A 21,129-nucleotide genomic window follows, 5' to 3' on the forward strand; every position below is an offset into this window, starting at 1 on the left:
AGGCTCAGCGGGCCGTGTCCGGGCGCTCGGCGCGCAGCGTGCGGCTGAGCATGATCACGGGGATCAGGCCCACCAGCACCAGGGCCAGCGACGGCAGGGCGGCCTCGCCCAGGCGTTCGTCGCGCGCGAGCTGGTAGGCCACGACGGCCAGGGTATCGCTGTTGAAGGGGCGCAGCACCATGGTGGCGGGCAGCTCCTTCATCACATCGACGAAGACCAGCAGCGCCGCCGCTGCCGTGGAGCGCCTGAGCAGCGGCCAGTGCACGCGCGACAGCACGCCCCAGGCGCCCGTGCCCAGCATGCGGGCCGAGTCGTCCAGGCTGGGCGCGATGCGCGCATAGCCGCTTTGCATGGACTGCAGGGCCACGGCGCAAAAGCGCACCAGGTAGGCCCAGACAATGCCCACGGCGGTGGCCGTGACCAGGCCGGCAAAACCCCATTCGGGCCGCACCTGCTGCACCCAGCCCACGGGCAGCAGCAGGCCGACGACGACCACGGCGCCCGGCACCGCATAGCCCAGGCTGGCCAGTTGCACCACGCCGCGCGTGACGGCCGACTCCTTGTGGCGGCGCACGGCAAACGCCAGGGCCACGGCGATGATGACGGCCAGCACCGAGGTGATGGCGCCCAGGCGCACGCTGTTGAGCGCCCAGTCGAGGAAGCGGTCCCAGGGCAGCACCGACCAGTCGGCCGCCAGCGGGCGCAGCATGAAGAACACGGGCGCCACAAAGCCCATGAGCACGGGCAGCAGGCACACCAGCCAGGCCAGCGCGCAGCGCCAGCCGCGCAGGCGCAGCGGCTGCGCCTCGGCCGAGCCGGCACGGCCCGCGCCGCCGGTGACGAAGCGCATGCGCCGCTGCGCGCGCAGCTCCAGCTGCAGCAGCAGCACCACCAGCACCAGCAGGAAGGTGGCCAGCTGCGCGGCGGCAATGCGGTTGTCCATGGACAGCCAGGCCTTGTAGATGCCCGTGGTGAAGGTCTGTATGCCGAAATAGCTGACCACGCCGAAGTCGGCCAGCGTCTCCATCACCACCAGGGCCACGCCAGCGGCCACGGCCGGGCGCGCCAGCGGCAGCGCCACCGACCAGATGCGCCGCGACAGCGGCGCACCCATCAGGCGCGCGGCCTCCATCAGGTGCGCGGCGCGCTCGCCCAGCGCGGTGCGCGCCAGCAGGTAGACATACGGGTAGAGCGAGAAGATGAAGACCCAGACCGCGCCGCCGAGGCTGCGCACCTCGGGCAGGAGCCGGCCTTCCAGGCCATAGGTGTCGCGCAGCCAGGTCTGCAGCGGGCCGCTGAACTGCAGGAAGTCGGTATAGGCATAGGCAGTGACATAGGCCGGCATGGCCAGCGGCAGCAGCAGCAGCCATTCCAGCTGACGCCGGCCCCGGAAGTCGAACAGCGTCACGGCCGCCGCCGTGCCCGTGCCCACGATGGCCGCGCCCAGCGCCACCAGCAGGCCCAGCCAGACCGTGGTCCACAGATAGCCGGGCAGCACGGTGGCCGCCATCTCGCGCAGGATGGAGCCGGCCAGGGCATCGCCCTGCCCCAGAGGCAGCCAGGAGCCGAGCACGGCCAGCACGGGCAGCATCAGCACCAGGGCCAGCAGGAGCAGGGGAAGGGAGCGGAGTACGGACGACAGACGGCGCAAAGCGGAGGTCTCGGCTAGAGGATGAGGGTGAGGATCTGGCTGCCGGGCTATGGAACGGGCCGGGCTCCGCGGCAGCCACCGGCCTGTGGGCCGAGGTGCCGCCGAGACCGGACGTGCCTGCGGGCTGCTGGAGTCGGCGGGCTCCGGGCATGCCCCTGGCCCGCCAATGCAAATGCGAATTCTATTCATTTGCGCGGTTCTACAATCGCCGCATGTTTTTGACCGTCTCCCAACTCGAGGTGCGCTACCCGGGCCGCGACAGGCCTGCCGTGCAGGGCGTCACGCTGAATCTGGCCGCTGGCGACATCGGCGTGCTCATCGGCCCCTCGGGCTGCGGCAAGACCACGCTGCTGCGTGCCGTGGCGGGCCTGGAGCCCGTGAGCGGCGGCGAGATCCGCATCGACGGCCAGCTCGTGGGCAGCGCGGATTTCTCGCTCCCTCCCGAGCAGCGGCGCATAGGCATGGTGTTCCAGGACTATGCGCTGTTCCCCCATCTGAACGTGGGCCGCAACGTGGCCTTCGGCATCCACCATCTGCCCAAGGCGCGCCAGGCCGAGCGCGTGGCCGAGGTGCTGGAGCTGGTGGGCCTGGCCGGCAGTGCAGGAAGGTTTCCGCACGAGCTGTCAGGCGGCCAGCAGCAGCGCGTGGCGCTGGCCCGCGCGCTGGCGCCCAGCCCGCAGCTGATGCTGCTGGACGAGCCGTTTTCCAACCTCGACGTGGACCTGCGCGAGCGCCTGGCGCATGAGGTGCGCGGCATCCTCAAGGCCGCAGGCGCCACGGCCCTGTTCGTCACGCACGACCAGTTGGAGGCGTTTGCCATCGGCGACATGATCGGCGTGGTCCACCAGGGGCAGCTGCAGCAGTGGGACGACGCCTATTCGCTGTACCACCGGCCAGCCACGCGCTTCGTGGCGGACTTCATCGGCCACGGCGTCTTCGTGCCGGCCACGCTGGCGCCCAGCGGTGCCGGCGGCGTGGTGGCGCGCACGGCGCTGGGCGATCTGGTCGATCCGGCCACCTGCCCGCTGCCTGCGCAGTTTGCGGACGGCGAGTGCGATGTGCTGCTGCGCGCCGACGATGTGGTGCACGACGATGCCTCGCCCGTGCAGGCGCGCATCCTGCGCAAGGCGTTTCGCGGCTCGGAGTTCCTCTACACGCTGGAGCTGGCCAGCGGCCACAGCGTGCTGGCCCATGTGCCCAGCCACCACGACCATGCGGTGGGCGAGTGGGTGGGCATACGGCTGGACATGAATCACGTGGTCGCCTTCCCGCGCTAGAGACAGGGCACTGCGCAGACCGCAGCGGCCTGAGCAGGCGGCCGCCGCCGCGCCGTCCAGGCCTTTGTCATCCGACGGTCATGGGTGAAACCCAGAATCTGTCACATCTTGTGACAATTCAAGGCCACCCATGTTTGCTCTGGACCCCTCCTCCACGCAGCACGCTGCATCTGCTCCGACACCGGTTCCGGCGCTTGCCCCTGCGCCCGCCGCGCCACGCCTGCTGGCCCGCGCAGGCCAGCTCAGCCAGCCCACGGCGCCGATTCCCCCCGACACCAGCAACGAGGACGTGCACCGGCTGTTCAGCGAGCAGCCCCTGCTCGAAACCCTGGCCGTGGTGGCCGACGACCGGCCGCTGGGCCTGATCAACCGCCAGCGCTTCATGGAGCAGTACGCGCGGCCCTTTGCGCGCGACGTGTTCGGCCGCCGCAGCTGCCTGGTATTCACCGACACCGCGCCCATGGTGGTGGCGGCCGGCCTGCCCATCGACCAGCTGGTGCAGCAGGCGCTGGCCAGCGGCAGCCGCGTGCTCAAGGACGGCTTCATCACCGTCGAGGAAGGCCGCTACGCAGGCATAGGCACGGGCCACGCGCTGATGGCCGCCATGTCAGACATCGAGGCCGACAAGACGCGCCAGCTCATGGCCAGCATCGACTACGCCAGCCTGATCCAGCGCTCGCACCTGGTCGAATCCGACCGCGTGCTGGCCAGCCAGCTGGCCGACCACGGCCTGCTGTGGGAGCCGCGCGACGTGGTGGGCGGCGATGCGTATTTCTTCCGTGCCACACCGCAGGGCCTGCTGGGCTGCATGTTCGACTGCACGGGCCACGGCGTGCCGGGCGCCTTCATGACGCTGATTGCCCTGTCCTTCCTCGAACAGGCCGTGGCGCCTGCAGGTATCGGCACTGGAACCGGCACCGGCACCGCCATCGACCCCGGCGCCCTGCTGGGCCAGATGAACCGCTACATCAAGCGCGTGCTGCAGCAGCGCACCCGCGACGCCCAGCCGGCCTGGGGCGCACCAGCGGCCCCCGCCGACGGCCTGCCGGCGGAGAAGACCTCCAGCGATGGCCTGGACGCCGCGCTGTTCCTGCAGTCGCCCTGCGGCACGCAACTGCGCTTTGCATCGGCCCGGCTGGACCTGCTGGTGGCGCCGCCCGGCGTGCAGGAGGCGGCCCAGGTGCAGATCCATGCCGGCGACAAGCTGGGCATAGGCTATGCGACCACGCCCGACGACGCGGCCTGGAGCACGCAGGAGCTGGAGGTCGCGCCCGGCTCGCTGCTGATGGTGGCCACCGATGGCGTCATCGACCAATTGGGCGGCCCGCGCCAGATCGCCCACGGCAGAAAGCGCCTGGCGCGCTTCCTGCACGAGCAGCAGGACCGCCCCGCCGCCCAGGCCTGCGCCGAGTTCCGGCAGGCCTTCGCCCAGTGGCAGGGCACGCAGCGCCGGCGCGACGATGTGTCTCTGCTGGTCTGGCGCAACCAGGCCCTGCAGCCCGCCACCTGCGTGCAAGGCCAGCCATGAGCCCGGCCGAATTCGCTCAGCTGCGCGCCCAGGCCGAGCACAACGGCCTGCTGCTGTACTACGCGGGCACCTTCAACCCCAATGTGATCCAGGCGGCGGCCGACACGCTCAAGAGCCGCCTGGCCAGCGAGGACGGATCGAGCAGCGCCAAGCGCAAGCTGTTTTCCACCTTCATCGAGATGGCGCAGAACGTGCTGCACTACGCAGCGCCCCTGCCTGCGGCCGACACCGGCCCCCGCCAGGCGCTCAGCGCGCCCGTGCCACAGGGCGCCATCGGCGTGGGCCGCATCGATGCGCTGGCCTGCGCCCAGGAGGCGGGCGCCGAGCCGGCGCCGGCCCGCTTCTGGATCGCCTGCAGCAATGCCGTGCGCAGCGAGCATGTGCCGCGCCTGGCCGCCAAGCTGGATGCCGTGCGCGCCATGAGCCTGGCCGAGATCAAGGCCGCCTACAAGGCCCAGCTGCACAACACGGACCACGGCACCAGCGACGACATCAGCCGGGGCGCGGGCCTGGGCTGGCTGACCATTGCGCGCGATGCCTCGGCACCGCTGCAGTACCACATCGCCACGGGAGAGGACGCCGCCGAGACCGCGCCCCATGCCGTATTCCACGTCAAGGCGCTGATCTGAACGCCGGGCGTCCTTCAACGAACCGACCTGCCGCCATGCAAGCATTGAAATCCGAACGCACCTCCGTCACGCCCGAAGTGGTCTTCTCGCCGGCCGAGCAGCTTCTGCGCATCGAAGGCGAGTGCTATCCCGAAAACCCCCTGCCCTTCTTCAACCCCATCCTGTCCATGCTGGGCCGGTATTTCGAGGCCAGCCAGCCTCCTCGCTTCGTGGCCGAGATGAAGCTGCAGTACATCAACAGCGCCTCCACCATGGGCCTGCGCTCGTTGTTCGCGCTGCTGGACCAGGCCGGGCAAAAGGGCACGGACATCCGCGTGGTCTGGGCCTTTGACGAGGAGGACGACGCCATCGAGGAACTGGGCGCCGACCTGGTGGAGGACTTCGCCAACCTGGTGCTGGAGCGACAGCCCTACAGCAACTGAGGGCAGGCCTGCTCCGCCCTGGCCTTCAGGCCAGCGGCTTGCCCATGAGCACCGTGGTCAGGCCGCAGTCCCATTCCTCGTCGGGATAGGTGTCCAGCGTGGCATATCCCTGCGCCGTGTAAAAGCCCAGGGCCTGGGTGTTGAAGCTGTCGGTCTCCAGCCGCACCTGGGCGTGGCCGTCGGCGCGCATGGCCTGTTCCGCGTGGGCCAGCAGCGCACGGCCCACGCCGCGCCCCTGCCAGGCCGGCAGCACATGCAGGGCGCCGATGAAGTCATCCACGCGGTCCACGAAGCCTGCCACCACGCCATCGCACTCGGCCACCCAGAACAGGTGGCCGCGCGACTGCACGTACTGCGCGGTGCGGCCCGAGGCGCGGAACCGCGCATCCTTGTCCGCCGTCAGTTGCGGCTTCCAGGTGCTGTCGTAGGTGGCCCAGAGCACGGCGTTCAGGGCGGGAAGGTCATCAGGCCGCGAGGGCCGAAGCGAGAAGGTGTCTGTCATGTCGCTGGCAAGGTTCAGGCCTGGCGCAGCCGGTCCACCTCGGCATGCAGGTCCTGGGCCCAGACGCGGCGGTCGCGGCCATCGGCCGTCTGCGGCTGGCCATAGTGGACGGCGGCGACCAGGTCGTCGGCACACAGCGTGCGCCAGATGGAGCCCAGCAGGGTTTCATCGCCCTCGTAGCTGGGCGCGTGGCTGATCTGCCCGGTGGCGCCGTCGATGAAGCGCAGGCCCACGGGCAGCACGGGCGCACCGATCTGCACGGCCGCCTGCAGCAAATTGGCATGGAAGGGCAGCAGCTTGCGGCCGTCGCCCGTCGTACCTTCGGGGAAGATGGCCAGGATCTCGCGGCGCTGCAGGGATTCCTCCATGCTCTGCACCATGCGCCGGGCATCGCGGCGCGAGGTGCGCTCGATGTACAGCGTGCCCGCCGCCGTGGCCAGCGTGCCGATCAGCGGCCAGCCCTTGACGTCGGACTTGGAGATGAAGCGGCAATGCCGCGCCGCATGCAGCACGGGAATGTCGAGCCAGGAAATATGGTTGCTGACCATGAGCATGGGGCCCTGGCTCGGCGGCTCGCCCTGGATATCCAGGCGCACGCCCGCATGGGCCAGCAACTGCAGGGCCCAGGCCTGCACATGGGCGTGCTGGCGCTCCTCGGGCAGCTGCGGAAAGCGCAGGGCCACGATCCACAGCCCCTTGCACACATGGCCGAACAGGCGCGCTGCGCGCAGCGTGGCGCGCCCTCCCCTGCGCAGACGGCTCATGTTCAGCGGCGTTCGTAAGCGATATGGCCGTCGACCAGCGTGCAGCGCACGCGGGCCGGCAGTTCGTAGCCGCCGAAGGGCGTGCTCTTGCCCTGGCTGGCCAGCTCCTGGGGCTTGACCGTCCAGGCCGCCTGCGGATCGACGATGCACAGGTCGGCCACGCCGCCCTCGGCCAGCCGGCCCAGCTGTCCCTGCAGCTCGCCCAGAGACGAGCCCAGCACCTGCACGGGCGATGCCGTGATGGCGGCCAGGGCACGGTTCAAAGGCACGCCACCGTCCTGCGACCACTTGACGGCCAGCGACAGCAGCAGCTCCACGCCCGTGGCGCCGGGCTCGGCCTCGGCAAAGGGCAGGACCTTGGCATCCTCATCGACGGGCGTGTGGTCGGAGACCAGGGCGTCGATGGTGCCATCGGCCAGCGCGGCAGACAGCGCATCGCGGTCGCGCTGCTGGCGCAGCGGCGGCGTGACGCGGGCGCTGCTGTCGAAGTAGCCGATGTCGGTATCGGTCAGGTGCAGCGAGTTGATGGACACGTCGGCCGTGACCTGCAGGCCTTCGGCCTTGGCACGGCGCACCAGTTCCACGCCTGCGGCGCTGGACAGGCGGCACAGGTGCACGCGCGCCTGGGTGCCGCGCATCAGCTCGAAGATGGTGTGCAGGGCAATCGTCTCGGCCGCCACGGGCACGCCGGACAGGCCCATGCGCGTGGCCAGCGGGCCGCTGGCAGCCACGCCCTTGCCCAGGTACAGCTCCTGCGGGCGCAGCCACACGGTGTAGCCGTAGGTGGCCGCATACGCCAGGGCGCGCTGCAGGGTCTGGGTGCTGGTCATGGGCACCTCGGCCTGGCCGAAGCCGATGCAGCCGGACTCGGTCAGCTCGGCCATCTCGGTCAGCACCTCGCCCTTGAGGCCCAGCGTCAGCGCGCCCAGCGGGAACAGGCGCGACTGGTGCAGCTTCTCGGCGCGGAACTTGAGCATCTCCACCAGGCCCTGCTCGTCGAGCACGGGATCGGTATCAGGCGGGCAGACCAGGCTGGTCACGCCACCGGCCACCGAGGCGGCCATCTCGGACTGCAGCATGCCTTCGTGCTCGTGGCCGGGCTCGCGCAGGCGCACGGCCAGATCGACCAGGCCCGGCAGCACCCAGCAGCCGGCAGCATCGATCTCGCGTTCTGCGGCAAATCCCTCGGGCGCCTTGCCGATGGCCAGCACCTTGCCGCCGTCGATGGCCACGTCGGCCTGCTGGTCCAGGCCCCGTGCCGGGTCCATCACTCGGCCGTTGCGGATGAGTATCTTCATGGTTTGCTACCCCGTAGACCGCAGGCGGCGCATGGGCTGCGGCCTGCGGCGATCAAAAACATTTGCATTCACAAAAAGCGCCTGGACTCAGTCCAGGACACCGGGCATGGAAAAAGCATGGCCCATCTCAGGGACGCCGAGCAAAGGCCGCCCTGCAGCGAGGGCGTCGCCGGCTGCCCGTACGCCCCCCTCCCGCGTAGCGAGAGAGGGGGAAGCGACGCAGTCGCTCAGGGGGTGCTTCATTTCAAGCCTCGTTGCCGGCGACGATGGACATGACGGCCATGCGGACCGCGATGCCGAAGGACACCTGCGACAGGATCACGGCCTGCGGGCCATCGACCACTTCGGAGTCGATCTCCACGCCGCGGTTGATGGGTCCCGGGTGCATGACGATGGCGTCCGGCTTGGCCAGGCGCAGCTTCTCGGCCGTGAGGCCGAAGCTCTTGAAGTATTCCTGGCTGGACGGCAGCAGGGCGCCGCTCATGCGCTCGTTCTGCAGGCGCAGCATGATGATCACGTCGCAGTCCCGGATGCCCTCTTCCAGCGTGTGGAAGACGCGCACGCCCATCTGCGCCAGGTCCGGCGGCACCAGCGTGCGCGGGCCGACGACGCGCACTTCGGCCGCGCCCAGCGTGGTCAGCGCATGGATGTCGGAACGGGCCACGCGCGAGTGCAGCACATCGCCCACGATGGCCACGCGCAGGTTGGCGAAGTCCTTCTTGTAGTGGCGGATGGTGTACATGTCCAGCAGCCCCTGCGTGGGGTGGGCGTGGCGGCCGTCGCCGGCATTGACCACGTGGACATGGGGCGCCACATGCTGGGCGATGAGGTAGGGCGCACCCGACTCGCTGTGGCGCACGACGAAGATGTCGGCGGCCATGGCCGAGAGGTTGGCGATGGTGTCCAGCAGCGACTCGCCCTTGCTGGCCGAGCTGCGCGCGATGTCCAGGTTGAACACGTCGGCCGACAGGCGCTTGGCCGCGATCTCGAACGTGGTGCGCGTGCGCGTGCTGTTCTCGAAGAACAGGTTGAACACGCTCTTGCCGCGCAGCAGCGGCACCTTCTTGACCTCGCGGTCATTGACGCTGACGAAGTTGGCCGCCGTGTCCAGGATGTGGGTGAGGATGTCCTTGGACAGTCCTTCGGTGGACAGCAGGTGGATCAGTTCGCCGTTCTTGTTGAGCTGGGGATTGCGCTTGTACAGCACGGTCAGGCCTCTTGGATGCGGAATTGGAAGACGCCGGCGTCATCGCGCGCCAGCGACAGCAGGCGGTCGGCCGGCAGCGCGATGCGCGCCGCGGCAAAGTCGGCCTGGAAGGGCAGCTCGCGTCCGCCCCGGTCCACCAGCACCGCCAGGCGCACGCAGGCCGGGCGGCCGTAGTCATAGAGTTCGTTGAGCACGGCGCGCACGGTGCGGCCGGTGTAGAGCACGTCGTCCAGCACCAGGATGTCGGCGCCGTTGACGTCAAAGTCGATCTGCGTCTGGGCGCTGGTGGCCATGCCGCGCTGCGCGAAGTCGTCGCGGTGCAGGGCCGAGGACAGCACGCTGGGGTTGCCGGGCAGGTTCAGGTCCCTGTGCAGCCGCTCCACCAGCCAGGCGCCGCCCGAGGTGATGCCGGCCAGGCGGGTTTCAGGCCCCATGAGGCTGCGCACGCCGCGCAGCAGTTCGCGGTACAGGGCCTCGGCGTCCAGCACCAGGCTGCCGGCTCCCGCAATGGATTCACTCATGGAAGACTCCTCAAAAACTGTTCAAGAATGATGCAGGCCGAGGCCGCATCGGCATCCCTTGCGCCACCGGCCAGGGCCTCGGTGGTGCTGTAGCGCTCGTCCACCTCGTAGACAGGCAGGCCGAAGCGGCTCTTGAGCTGGCGGCCGAATTTCTTCGCCCGCGCCGTGTTCTCGTGCGCATTGCCGTCGGGGTGGTAGGGCACGCCGATGACCAGCGCATCGGGCTGCCACTCCTTGATGCGCTCGCCGGCCTGGGCCAGGCGGGCCTCGCCGGCCTCGGCGCGGATGGTGGGCAGCGGGTTGGCCGAGCGCAGCATGCGCGTGCCCACGGCGCAGCCCGTGCGCTTGGCCCCGAAATCGAAGGCCACGAAACTCTGGAAATGGGAGGGAACGGTGGGCGGCACGGCCGTGCCGGCTGCCGCTGCTGCCTGGGACTCGGGAGCGGGCAGGCTCATGCGCGCCCCGCCTCGGGCGAGATCATCCAGCGCTGCAGGCCCAGCAGGCCCAGGGCGCGGTCATAGCGGTCGTCGACCGGGGTGTCGAAGATGACGTTGGCGTCGGCGCCCACCGTGAGCCAGGCGTTTTCGGCCAGCTCCGACTCCAGCTGTCCCTCGCCCCAGGACGCATAGCCCAGGGTGACCAGCAGGCGCTTGGGGCCTGCGCCGTCGGACAGGGCTTCGAGCACGTCCTTGGAGGTGGTCATCTCCAGGCCGCCGGGGATGGTCATGGTCGAGGCGTAGGCGGACTCGTCGTCGGGCGCGCCTTCGATGACCATGGGGTCGTGCAGCACAAAGCCGCGATCGGTCTGCACGGGTCCGCCGTTGAAGACGCGGTTGCCGCGAAGGTCCTCGCGACCCAGGGCCAGATCCACCTTTTCCAGCAGGCCTTCCAGCGTAAGCTGCGAGGGCTTGTTGATAATCAGACCGAGCGCACCGCGCTCGCTGTGTTCGCACAGGTAGATCACACTGCGCGAGAACGCTTCGTCTTCCAGGCCAGGCATGGCAATCAGGAAGTGGTGCGTCAGATTGATAGGCGCAGTTTCAGCAGACATAACGACGGATTTTACCGGCGATCCATGCCACCTTCTTACCCTGTGGGCTTGGTCTGGCTGCGGCGCGACCTGCGCCTGTCCGACCATGCCGCCCTCTACCATGCGCTGCGCCAGTGCCGGCAGGTGCATTGCGTGTTCATCTTCGACGACGACATCCTCGCCCCCCTGCCCCGTGCCGACCGGCGCGTGGAGTTCATCTGCCAGAGCCTGGCGGGCCTGGACGATGCGCTGCGCGAGGCCTCGGGCCACGCCGACACCGGCCTCATCGTGCGCCGCGGCCGGCCCGCTGAGCAGATCCCGGACCTGGCCCGGCAGCTCGGCGCCCAGGCCGTGTTCTGCAACTGGGACGACGAGCCCGACGCCCTGGCCCGCGATGCCCGCGTGCGCCAGGCCCTGGCCGCCGAGGGCGTGGCCCTGCACAGCTTCAAGGACCACATGGTCTTTGCGCGCGACGAGGTGCTGACCCAGGCCGGCGCGCCGTTCTCGGTGTTCACCCCGTACAAGAACGCCTGGCTGCGCCAGGTCACGCCCTTCTTCCTGTCCGCCTATCCCAGCGAGCGCGACCTGCCCGAGCGCCTGGCGCCACGCCCCGAAGGCGAGCGCCGCGCCGTGCCCACCGCAGCCGACCTGGGCTTCGAAGCCGGCACGCTGGACGGCCTGCGCCTGCCCACGGGTTGCGCCGGCGCCGAGGAACTGCTGGCCGACTTCCTGCCGCGCCTGCCGCGCTACAGGCAGGCGCGCGACTTTCCCGCCGTCAAGGGCCCCAGCTACCTGAGCGTGCACCTGCGCTTCGGCACGGTCTCCATCCGCCGCCTGGCAAGGCTGGCCTGGGAGCAGACGCAGAGCCAGCCCCATGATGCCGAGGGCGCCGCCACCTGGCTGTCGGAGCTGGTCTGGCGCGACTTCTATTTCCAGATCCTGGCCCACCATCCGCACGTGGTGCACGCTAGCTTCAAGCCCGCCTACGACGCCATCGTGTGGGATACCGGCCCCGAGGCCGATGCGCTGTACGCCGCCTGGTGCGAGGGCCGCACCGGCTATCCGCTGGTCGATGCCGCCATGCGCCAGCTCAACACCACGGGCTACATGCACAACCGGCTGCGCATGGTGGCGGCCAGCTTCCTGGTCAAGGATCTGGGCATAGACTGGCGCCGGGGCGAAGCCTGGTTTGCGCGCCAGCTCAACGACTTCGACTTGGCGGCCAACAATGGCGGCTGGCAGTGGGCGGCCTCCACGGGCTGCGACGCCCAGCCCTGGTTCCGCATCTTCAACCCCATCACGCAAAGCCAGAAGTTCGATGCCGACGCGCGCTTCATCGAGCGCTACGTGCCCGAACTGGCCCGCCTGCCCGCCGCGCTGCGCCACGCGCCCTGGCAGGCCCGGCCGCTGGAGCTGGCCGAGGCCGGCGTGGTGCTGGGCACGGACTACCCCCATCCCGTGGTGGACCACGCAGCCGCGCGCGAGCGCACGCTGGCCCGCTATGGCGTGGTCAAGCAGGCGGGCTGAAGGAAGCCGGTGCAAAGACACCGGAGCCAAGAAAAAAGGAGCAGCGCTGGCTGCTCCTTTTTTGCGGGGCGAGGGCTGGCCGCCGAGGCTCAGGCCTCTTCGCCCAGCACCTGCGTCTCCGTCTGCAGTGACAGCGGCGCAGGCTGGGTGCTGTTCCCTTGCAGGGAATAGTGCTGGATCAGGCCCAGCAGTTCCTCGTCCGAGTAGGGCTTGCCCAGGTAGTGGTTGGCGCCCAGCTGGCGCGCCATCTCGCGGTGCTTCTGGGCGATGCGCGAGGTGATCATGACCACGGGCAGGTCGCGCAGGGCCTCGTCGGCGCGGATGTTGCGCAGCAGGTCGAAGCCGTCCATGCGCGGCATCTCGATGTCGGACAGCACCAGGGTCGGGCGCTCCTCGGCCAGGCGCTCCATGGCCTGCAGGCCGTCGGCCGCCAGGGCCACGCGGTAGCCTTCGCGCTGCAGCAGGCGCTGGGTGACGCGGCGCACGGTGATGGAGTCGTCCACCACCAGCACCAGCGGCACCGAGACCGGTCCCGCGCTGGCTGGCACGGCTTCGCCGTCGCCCTGGCCGGCGGCACGCTCGGCCTCTTCGGTCCGGGCGCGCACCTCGTCGCCATAGACGTTGGCCAGCGCCACAGGGTTGTAGATCTGGACCACGGCGCCCGAGGCCAGCACCGACATGCCGGTCAGGCCGGGCAGGCGGGCCAGCTGGGGGCCGAGGTTCTTGATCACCACTTCCTGGTTGCCCAGCACTTCGTCAACGTGCAGCGCAATGCGCTGCGACGCGCTGCGCAGGATGACCACGGGCCGGGTGCGGCCCACGGTTTCCTCGCTGCGCAGGGAGGACTGCCACAGCGCGCCCGCCCAGTAGAAGGGCAAGGTCTCGCCGCCATCTTCAAAGCCGTGGCTGGCATAGGCCTGCTGCAGCAGATCCAAGGGCGCACGGCGCACGATTTCCACCAGGCTGGCCGGCACGCCGACCAGCAGCCGGCCCGCGCGCAGCATGACCACCTGGGTGACGGCCGTGGTCAGCGGCAGCACGAGGCGGAAGGCACTGCCCCGGCCCGCTTCGCTGTGGGTCTCGATGCGGCCGCCCAGCGCGTTGACCTCGGAGCGCACCACGTCCATGCCGATGCCCCGGCCGGCCACGCCGGTCACCTCGGTGGCGGTGGTGAAGCCGGGCTCGAAGATCAGGCGGCCGGCGTCCTGCTCCGTCAGCGTCTGGTCCTCGGGCCACAGGCCCTGGGCCACGGCCTTGTCGCGGATGCGCTGCAGGTTCAGGCCGGCGCCATCGTCCTCCACCGACAGCGCCACGTCGTTGCGCTCCTGGCTCAGGATGATTTCGATGGTGCCCATGGCCGGCTTGCCGGCAGCGGTGCGCTGCTCGGGCGGCTCGATGCCGTGGGCCACGCAGTTGCGCAGCAGGTGCTCGAAGGCCGGCATCATGCGGTCCAGCATGCCCCGGTCCATTTCAATGGTGCCGCCGAGGATGTTCAGCCGCACCTGCTTGCCCATTTCCTTGGAGGTCTGGCGGACCACGGCATACAGGCGCTCGGCCAGGGAGTCGAACTCCACCATGCGCGTGCGCAGCAGGTCGCGCTGCAGCTCGCGCGCCTGGCGGCCCTGGGCGACCAGGTCGTCCTCGGCGCCCGCCATGTCGCGCTGCAGGTTGCGCTGCACGGTGGCCACGTCGTTGACCGACTCGGCCATCATGCGCGTGAGTTCCTGCACCCGCGTGAAGCGGTCGAACTCCAGCGGGTCGAAGCCGGCCGCCGAGTCCTTGGACAGGGCCAGGCGCGACTGCATCTGGCTCTCGGCCTGGACCTCGATGTCACGCAGCTGCATGCGCAGGCGCTCCAGGTTGCCGGCCAGCTCGTCCAGCGAGCCACGGGCCTGGGCCAGGCGCGCATCGACACGCGAGCGCGCAATCAGCACCTCGCCGGCCTGGCTGATCAGGCGGTCCAGCAACTGGGCGCGCACGCGCACCGTCTGGTGGGCGCCCGCACGCAGCGGCGCGGTGACAGGAGCCGGCTGTGCGTCGGCTGGCGCCGGGGATGCGCCAGCGCCCGAGGCGTCGGAGGCCGTGGCGTCAGAAGACACCGCAGAGGCGGCAGGCTCGGCCTGGTCCGGCCCATCGGCCAGGCCCAGCGGCCCATCCTGCACCTGTTCGCCCGCAACGCGCAGCACGTCGAAGCCGGCCTGCAATGCGTCGAAGTTGCCCAGCAAGGGCTCGATCTGCTCGGCCGTGGGAGATTCGCTGTCGACCCGCTCGACGGCGGATTCCAGCCGATGGGCCATTTCGCCCAGGCGCATGGCGCCAGCCAGCCGGGCACTGCCCTTGAGGGTGTGCAGGGCGCGCAGCGTTTCGTGGCGCGCCTCGTCCAGGGAAGGCCGGCCATGCCAGCGACGCAGCGCAGCGCCCAGGCGGGGCAGCAGCTCGATGGCCTCTTCCTCGAAGATGGGGAACAGGTCGGGGTCCACTTCGTCCAGGGCGTCGATGTCGTCGTCCAGATCGTTGCCCACGGCCACCGCATGGGCGATGGCCTCATCGATGCGGCGCTGCAGCTCGGCTTCCTGGCGTGCGTCGTTGACCAGGGGGCGCATGGAATAGGCCAGCGGCGCCACGTCCTGTGCCTGGGCCTGCGCATGGGCGCCGGCGTCGAGCACGGCATCCGTGCCAGGCTGCGGCAACGGCTCCGGCAGCAGCGCATCGAGCCGGCTGTCCGGAGCGTCCGCGACTTCGATATCCAGCGCCAGCAGTGCCTGCAGGGCTTCTTCCACGCCCGGCTGGGGTGTCTTGAGGAAGCCGGCCGCGAACTGGTGCAGCAGGCGCTGCACCTCGTCGGAGGCCGCAATGCAGGCGGCGACCTGCTCAGGCGTGCCGCAGCGCTGCGGCTGCAGATGGGCCAGCGCATGCTCCAGCAGGCGCGCCAGGTCCGACAAGGCCTTGAAGCCCACGGTGGCCGAGCTGCCGGCCAGCGAATGCGCGAAGGCGATGGCGTCATCGGGCACGGGCTCGCCGGGCTCGGTCGCCCATTGCTGCAGCGACAGGTCCAGGCGGCGCGACCATTCGTCGGCCTCGTTGAGATAGACGTTGTACAGCGGCGCGCTGATGCGCAGGCCGTCCACGACCTTGAAGCCATCGGCATCGACGCCGGACGGCTCCTGTGCGCCGGACTCCTCAGCCACCGCAGGCGCCTCATCGGCCACGGATTCGGTATGCAGTTCCTGCGGGGTTTCCGCCTCGGAAGCTTCTACGGCTTCGATGGCCTCGGCAGGTGCGGCTGCCGGAGTCAGGTCCAGATCCAGCCCCTCGAAAGGCGCCAGCGGCACGGCGGCGTGCGGAGCCTGCTCTTCGGCTTCAACTTCAACTTCGGCTTCGGCTTCGGCTACAGCTTCTGCGCCTGCTTCTGCTTGCAGCTCGGGCAGCGCGTCGGCATGTGCCTCGGGCACGGTCTCTGTGCCGGGCAGCGCGGGCTGGTCGCCCGAGACAACGGCCAGGGCTTCCTGCTCGCTGTCGCGCATGGCCGCCTCGAAGGCGGCGAAGTCCAGCTCCTCCACCGCGTCGGTGGCCAGCGCGGCGGGTGCCTCGGCGGTCTCCGGCTGCGTTGAACCCTGCGACTGTTCGGGCACGGCCGCCGCAGGCTGGGGGTCCAGGTCCAGCAGACCGAAGTCCAGCGCAATGTCCAGGTCACCGGCGGGCCCGGCGGTCTCGGCGGTCTCGGCGGGCACGGCCGGCTCGGGGGCTTCCCGCTGCTCGGCCTGCAGCTGCTGCTCCACTGCGGCGAAGGGCTCCACCGGCGCCTCGACCGCGGCAGGCTCGGCCTGCGTGCGGCGGTCGGCGCGCGGCACCAGGGCCACGTCGGCGCGCACGCCTTCCAGGCGCATGGCATCGGCTGCGGCGCGGAAGGGCGTGGCCAGCCAGGCATCGGCCTGCTGGCGCTCAATGGCCGAAGCCCAGGCGCCAAAGGCGCGCAGCGCGTCGCTGGCCAGCTCCTGCATGGGCTGGGGCATGGGCTTTTGCTCGGCCAGCCAGGCATTGAGCATTTGCTCCATGGCCCAGCCGGCTTCGCCGAATTCATCCAAGCCGACCATGCGCGAGCTGCCCTTGAGCGTATGGAAGGCGCGACGCAGCGTGGTCTGTTCGCTGAGGTTGCCGGGCTCATCGGCCAGGGTGCGCAGCGCCTGCAGGCCGTTGTCCACGACCTCGCGGGCCTCTTCCAGGAAGATGCTCAGGATTTCGTCGTCGGAATCATCTTCCGAGACGGTCAGACCGGCCAGCGGGGGAACGGGTTCAGGCAGGGGTTCGGGCTGAGCCGTGGCGGAAGCGGCAGCAGGGCCGGGCACCGGTTCGGCCGCTTCAGCCACGTCAGCTGCTTGGGCCGCTTCGGCGGGTATCTCGAGCGCCTTGGCGAATTGCGCCAGTTCGGCATCGTCGGCCAGCGCTTGCTGCCCGGCGGCAGTCGCCTGCGGCAGGGGCTCGGGCACAAGGTCCACGGAGGGTGGCGGCGGCGCCGGCACCGACGGTGCTGCCGCAGCGGGTTCGGCAGGCAGGTCCTGCGCAGTCTCGGCGGGCTGGATCTGGGGCACGGGCAGCGGCTGGGCCACGGCAACGGCTTCGCGCTGCGGCGGCACGGCGGCGGTGTCCAGGGCCGGCAGTTGCTCGGGCGCCTTGCCCGCGTCGTCGGCGCGGTGGCCACGGCGGCCCATCAGGATGCGCAGGCCGCCTTCGGCCTCGTCATAGACAAAGAGCTTGCGCGCCATGCTGCGCTGGTAGCTCAGCATGTCGATCAGGAAACCCATGGCGCCCAGGCTGTTGCCCAGCTTGTCGAAGACCTGGGCACGTTCTGACTCGGCGATCTCGCCCAATACCAGCCGCTCCACGGTTTCGCGCATGCGCTGCATGGCCTGGGTGGCCTGGTCCAGACCCAGCACGGACAGCACGCCGCGCATCTGCGCCATCTGGCCAGACACCGGCGCCAGCACGGTGGCATCGGCGGGGTTGCGGAAATACTGGTCCAGGTGCCGCTCGGCCTCGGCCAGCGTGGCACGCAATTCGCCCACGACCGAGCCCATGGTCTGGTGGTCGCTGGCCTGGCGGTACAGCTCCTCCATCCACGGCTCCAGCGGCCGCGCGGGCGCGCCCTGCAGGGATTCCTCCAGGCGCTGGACCAGGTTGGCGGATTGCTCGGCCAGTTCCTCGTCGCCCATGTCCATGGTGGCAAAGGCCGCCTGCAGATAGAGCACGGAGGTGGCCACTTCCATGGCCAGTTCCGCCGGCGGCGGCTCGCCGATGCGGGCCACGGTTTCGGCCACCTTGATCAGCATGCGCGCCAGGCCATGGCTGGCCGGGTGCAGCTTGACCAGGGATTCGGCCACCTGGGCGAACTGGTCCACCACGATCTTGGTGCGCGCACGGTCGCCGCCTGCCAGGGCGGACCAGGTCTCCGCCGCCGTGGTGATGCGCTTGCGCGCCTGCACCAACACGGCCGGGTCGTAGCGGCCAAAGCGGGTCTGCTGGTAGTCCACCTGCGGCTGGGCCTGCATGCCATAGGCCTGGCGCACCGCCTGCAGGGCAGCGCCGGCCTGCTCGGCCGGGCGCGCCTGGGCGCAGAAGAACAGCAGGTCCTGCAGCAGGCGCGCAGGCGGCGTGCGGTCGCCCTTGGCCATGGCCGCGTACTGCATGAGCACGCGCGAGGCCATGCGTTTCACATAGAGGTCGACAACGATCAGGCCGCGCGACTGCGCGTCGAAGAAGCCAGCGGCCACCTTCCAGAAGCTGCGTGCGGTGACATCCTCGGTCTGGGCCACGGCAAAGCGCAGGCACAGGTCACGCATCTGGGCGGCGGCCTCGCGGTCATCGCTCTTGACCATGCGCAGCACCACGCCGTCGAGCAGGGCACGGGCATCGGGCCCGTAGGCCAGCGGCTCGGCCTGGCGCGCCCATTCGGGCTCGCGCGCGCGGCGCTCGGCAGGCCACAGATCGGCCGGATGCACCTTGTCGTTGCCGGCCAGCGCCTGGGTGTCGCGGTATTGGGGAAACAGGGCCACGGCCGAGACGGTCTTGCCGGCCAGCACGGTTTCCAGGTATTCGATCAGGGCAAAGCTGGCGCGCTCCAGCGTGGCGGCGGCCTGGTCGGTGCACAGCTCGGGGCGCTGCACGAAGCGCTGCACGGCGCTTTCCATGCCGCGCAGCACCAGCGCCGGAGAGCCCAGGCCCACCATTTCGAGGGCGCCGCAGGCCTGGTGCAGCTGCTGGCGGGCTATGCGCAGGGCCGAGGTGTCAAGCTCCTCAAGGTCCGAGGCGCGCGCCGCATCGGCATCGCGCACGAAACGCGCCACGGCCTTGCTCGCGCCTTCCAGCGACTTGCGCAGCTCATCGAGCACCCAGGCCAGCGGGCCCAGGTCCTGTTCGGTGTGCGCGGCCTGCGCCGCGCCCGTTTGCGATTCGTCAACCACTGACATGGACAGTTCCCCAAGCCCCTAGGGCCTGTGCATAGCTATGTTGGACCGGGTCAGGCAATCTTGAAACGCGCCACCGACTGGCGCAGTTCCTCGGCCATGTGCGAGAGTTCGCGCACCTGCTGCGCCGTGGTGCGCGTGCCTTCGCCCGTCTGCTCCGTCACCGCGAAAATGTGCTGGATGTTCTCGGCCACGTCGTTGGCCAGGACGGCCTCGCGCGAGGTGGACGAGGAGATCAGCTCGATCAGCTCGGCCAGGTGGCGCGACACGGTATCGATCTCGGTCAGCGCGGTACCTGCGGAGTCGGACAGTCGCGCCCCCTCGACCACACCCTGGGTAGAGCGCTCCATGGCGGCCACGGCATCCTGGGTGTCGGTCTGAATCGCCTTCACCAGCGCCGCGATCTGGCGCGTCGCATCTGCCGAGCGCTCAGCCAGGCGCTGCACTTCTTCGGCCACCACCGAGAAGCCGCGACCGGCTTCACCGGCCGATGCGGCCTGGATGGCGGCGTTCAGCGCCAGCACGTTGGTCTGCTCGGTAATGTCGGAAATCAGCTCGGTGATTTCACCGATCTCCTGCGAGGATTCGCCCAGCCGCTTGATGCGCTTGGAGGTTTCCTGGATCTGGTCGCGGATGGAGTTCATGCCGCCGATGGCGTTCTGCACGGCCTTCAGGCCCAGGTCCGCAGCTTCCAGCGACTGGCGCGCCACCTGGGCAGATTCCTGCGCCTGGGTCGAGACCTCGTTGATGCGGCCTGCCATGTCCAGCACGGAGCGGCCGGTTTCGCGGATCTCGCGAAGCTGTTCGGTCGACGCGGCCAGCAGCTCGGTGGAGTTGGCATCCACCTCGGCCGTGGTCTGTGCCACGCGCGTTGCCGTGTTCTGCACGCTGCCCACCAGGGCGCGCAGCTCTTCCACCGTGTAGTTCACCGAGTCGGCAATGGCGCCGGTGATGTCCTCGGTCACGGTGGCTTCCTGCGTCAGATCGCCTTCGGCCACCGATTGCAGTTCGTTCATCAGACGCAAAATCGCGGCCTGGTTGGCATCGTTGATGCGCTTGGCTTCATGCTCCTGCACGCGGGACTCTTCCTGGCGGCGTTCGGCCGCTTCCTGGCGCAGACGGCTGTCGAGCAGCTGCACGCGGGACAGGCCCACGCCGCACAGCAGCACCAGCACCGTGGCCAGCGCCAGCAGGCCCATGGGCAGCGAGCCGATGCCGGCGCCGCTTTGCAGCTTGTTCTGCAGGTCTTCCAGATGGCGGCGCAGCGGTTCGCTGTCGGCGTTGATGGCGGTCTGGGCTTCGCGGGCGGACACCAGGCCCTGCAGGTTGCCCAAAATGGCGCTGGCCTCGCTGCGGGTCTCTTCGTAGAGCTTGATCAGCGCCTCGATCTGCTCGCGGGTCTGGGCGTCGCGCGTGGGGGGCAGGCGCAGCTCGCTGCTGCCGCTCAGCAGGCTTTCGGAGATTTCCTTGAACGAGTTCAAGTCCTTGCCCAGCAGGAACACGGCCTCGGGGCTCACGCCTTCGGCGGTCTGGAATTCGTTGGCCGACTTGCCGATACGCTGGGTCAGCATCACGAGCTGGCCGGCAGCGGAGATTTCCGCCGGGCTGGCGCCCTGCTGCAGCTTCAGCGAGGAGATGGTTTCGGCGATCTCCAGCAGGTCCGAGGACTGCCGGTTGATGGTGCGCAGCGCGTCGCCGACCTGGGTCAGGATCTGCTTTTGGTCCATCACCACCTTGGCGCTTTGCTCGGCGCGCTCCATCAGCGGCGTGATCTGGGCCAGTTCATCGGCATAGGCGCCGCCCAGCGGGCGCACGCCCATGGAGTCGTCGCCCGAGGCAATGGCGCGCACGTTGCGCGCCAGCACGCCGGAGCTGTCCTGCACGTCCACAAAGGAGGATGCCGCGCCCGTCAGCGCCTGCGAGACCGACTTGGCCAGACGCTGCGACTGCATCAGCGCCTGGCCGGTGGCGGCCAGCTGCTGCGCCGAGCCGTCGGCCTGGCGCAAGGCCCAGGCCGCCGCCAGCACCAGGGCCAGCACCGACACACCCAGCAAGGTGGACAGCGTGCGCTGGTGGCGCGCGGCAGGCGCGCGGCCCAGCAGCGGCAGGGCCACCATGTCGTGGTCAACGGCTGCGCCGCCGTCGCGGCCCGGCATGGCGTCGGGGGCGCCCTGCACGGTCAGTGACGCATCGAGTGCGTACATATCCTGGGAGACGGTGTCTCCGAGCATGCTGTTGTCCGCACCGGAGCCGGCGTCGGCCGGCTTGCGTTGGAAGCGATTTGCAAGACGTTGCAAGAATGACATGGGACG

At 69.8% G+C, this 21,129-nt stretch carries 15 protein-coding genes; 5 read left to right on the forward strand and 10 right to left on the reverse strand.

Features of this window, described 5'->3' with window-relative positions:
• Positions 1-4: 4 nt before the first annotated feature.
• Positions 5-1,651, reverse strand: coding sequence for an ABC transporter permease (locus ACF8LI_RS09320; protein ID WP_392412438.1), 1,647 nt, complete (start codon positions 1,649-1,651; stop codon positions 5-7).
• Positions 1,652-1,863: 212 nt separating this feature from the next.
• Between ACF8LI_RS09320 and ACF8LI_RS09325 the strand changes: the two genes are divergently transcribed.
• The 4 genes from ACF8LI_RS09325 to ACF8LI_RS09340 all read left to right on the forward strand — a co-directional run bounded on the left by ACF8LI_RS09325 (position 1,864) and on the right by ACF8LI_RS09340 (position 5,507).
• The gene (locus ACF8LI_RS09325) at positions 1,864-2,928 is read left to right on the forward strand and encodes an ABC transporter ATP-binding protein (RefSeq protein WP_392412440.1); all 1,065 of its coding nucleotides are present in this window, start codon (positions 1,864-1,866) and stop codon (positions 2,926-2,928) included.
• 130 nt (positions 2,929-3,058) lie between these two features.
• Complete coding sequence (locus ACF8LI_RS09330) at positions 3,059-4,456, forward strand: SpoIIE family protein phosphatase (protein ID WP_392412442.1); 1,398 nt, start codon at positions 3,059-3,061, stop codon at positions 4,454-4,456.
• The gene (locus ACF8LI_RS09335; protein WP_392412444.1) at positions 4,453-5,085 is read left to right on the forward strand and encodes a DUF6272 family protein; all 633 of its coding nucleotides are present in this window, start codon (positions 4,453-4,455) and stop codon (positions 5,083-5,085) included. The genes ACF8LI_RS09330 and ACF8LI_RS09335 overlap by 4 nt, the downstream gene beginning before the upstream one ends.
• A gap of 35 nt (positions 5,086-5,120) precedes the next feature.
• A complete protein-coding gene (locus tag ACF8LI_RS09340) occupies positions 5,121-5,507 on the forward strand; it encodes a DUF1987 domain-containing protein (protein ID WP_016447926.1) in 387 nt (128 codons plus the stop codon).
• Positions 5,508-5,532: 25 nt separating this feature from the next.
• Here ACF8LI_RS09340 and ACF8LI_RS09345 read toward each other — a convergent pair whose 3' ends face one another.
• From ACF8LI_RS09345 to ACF8LI_RS09375, 7 genes are all read right to left on the reverse strand, one after another.
• Positions 5,533-6,009 (reverse strand): GNAT family N-acetyltransferase, encoded by a 477-nt coding sequence (locus ACF8LI_RS09345; protein WP_016447927.1) that lies wholly within the window; start codon positions 6,007-6,009, stop codon positions 5,533-5,535.
• A gap of 14 nt (positions 6,010-6,023) precedes the next feature.
• Positions 6,024-6,773: a lysophospholipid acyltransferase family protein gene (locus ACF8LI_RS09350; protein WP_392412446.1), complete on the reverse strand. Its 750-nt coding sequence runs from the start codon at positions 6,771-6,773 to the stop codon at positions 6,024-6,026.
• Between the two features lie 2 nt (positions 6,774-6,775).
• Positions 6,776-8,071: a dihydroorotase gene (locus ACF8LI_RS09355; protein WP_016447929.1), complete on the reverse strand. Its 1,296-nt coding sequence runs from the start codon at positions 8,069-8,071 to the stop codon at positions 6,776-6,778.
• Between the two features lie 244 nt (positions 8,072-8,315).
• Positions 8,316-9,278 (reverse strand): aspartate carbamoyltransferase catalytic subunit, encoded by a 963-nt coding sequence (locus ACF8LI_RS09360; protein ID WP_012203510.1) that lies wholly within the window; start codon positions 9,276-9,278, stop codon positions 8,316-8,318.
• A 2-nt stretch (positions 9,279-9,280) separates the two neighbouring features.
• Positions 9,281-9,799 carry a bifunctional pyr operon transcriptional regulator/uracil phosphoribosyltransferase PyrR gene (gene pyrR / locus ACF8LI_RS09365; protein ID WP_392412448.1) on the reverse strand — a complete coding sequence of 173 codons (519 nt, stop codon included), beginning with the start codon at positions 9,797-9,799 and terminating at the stop codon, positions 9,281-9,283.
• Positions 9,796-10,254: a Holliday junction resolvase RuvX gene (ruvX, locus tag ACF8LI_RS09370; protein WP_012203508.1), complete on the reverse strand. Its 459-nt coding sequence runs from the start codon at positions 10,252-10,254 to the stop codon at positions 9,796-9,798. Before ruvX ends, pyrR begins: the two co-directional genes overlap by 4 nt.
• Complete coding sequence (locus ACF8LI_RS09375) at positions 10,251-10,850, reverse strand: YqgE/AlgH family protein (RefSeq protein WP_012203507.1); 600 nt, start codon at positions 10,848-10,850, stop codon at positions 10,251-10,253. The genes ruvX and ACF8LI_RS09375 overlap by 4 nt, the downstream gene beginning before the upstream one ends.
• Before the next feature lie 24 nt (positions 10,851-10,874).
• Here ACF8LI_RS09375 and ACF8LI_RS09380 point away from each other — a divergent pair, with 24 nt between their 5' ends.
• The gene (locus ACF8LI_RS09380; RefSeq protein ID WP_392412450.1) at positions 10,875-12,356 is read left to right on the forward strand and encodes a cryptochrome/photolyase family protein; all 1,482 of its coding nucleotides are present in this window, start codon (positions 10,875-10,877) and stop codon (positions 12,354-12,356) included.
• Between the two features lie 89 nt (positions 12,357-12,445).
• On the opposite strand, the gene ACF8LI_RS09385 is transcribed toward ACF8LI_RS09380, so the two are convergent.
• Both ACF8LI_RS09385 and ACF8LI_RS09390 read right to left on the reverse strand, forming a co-directional pair.
• A complete protein-coding gene (locus tag ACF8LI_RS09385) occupies positions 12,446-18,820 on the reverse strand; it encodes an Hpt domain-containing protein (protein WP_392412452.1) in 6,375 nt (2,124 codons plus the stop codon).
• 50 nt (positions 18,821-18,870) lie between these two features.
• Positions 18,871-21,123, reverse strand: a complete 2,253-nt coding sequence (locus ACF8LI_RS09390; RefSeq protein ID WP_016447934.1) for a methyl-accepting chemotaxis protein — start codon at positions 21,121-21,123, stop codon at positions 18,871-18,873.
• Positions 21,124-21,129 lie beyond the last annotated feature (6 nt).

The sequence above is a fragment of the Delftia sp. WSY_12 genome, from assembly GCF_043104645.1.
GTDB lineage: Bacteria > Pseudomonadota > Gammaproteobacteria > Burkholderiales > Burkholderiaceae_C > Comamonas > Comamonas tsuruhatensis.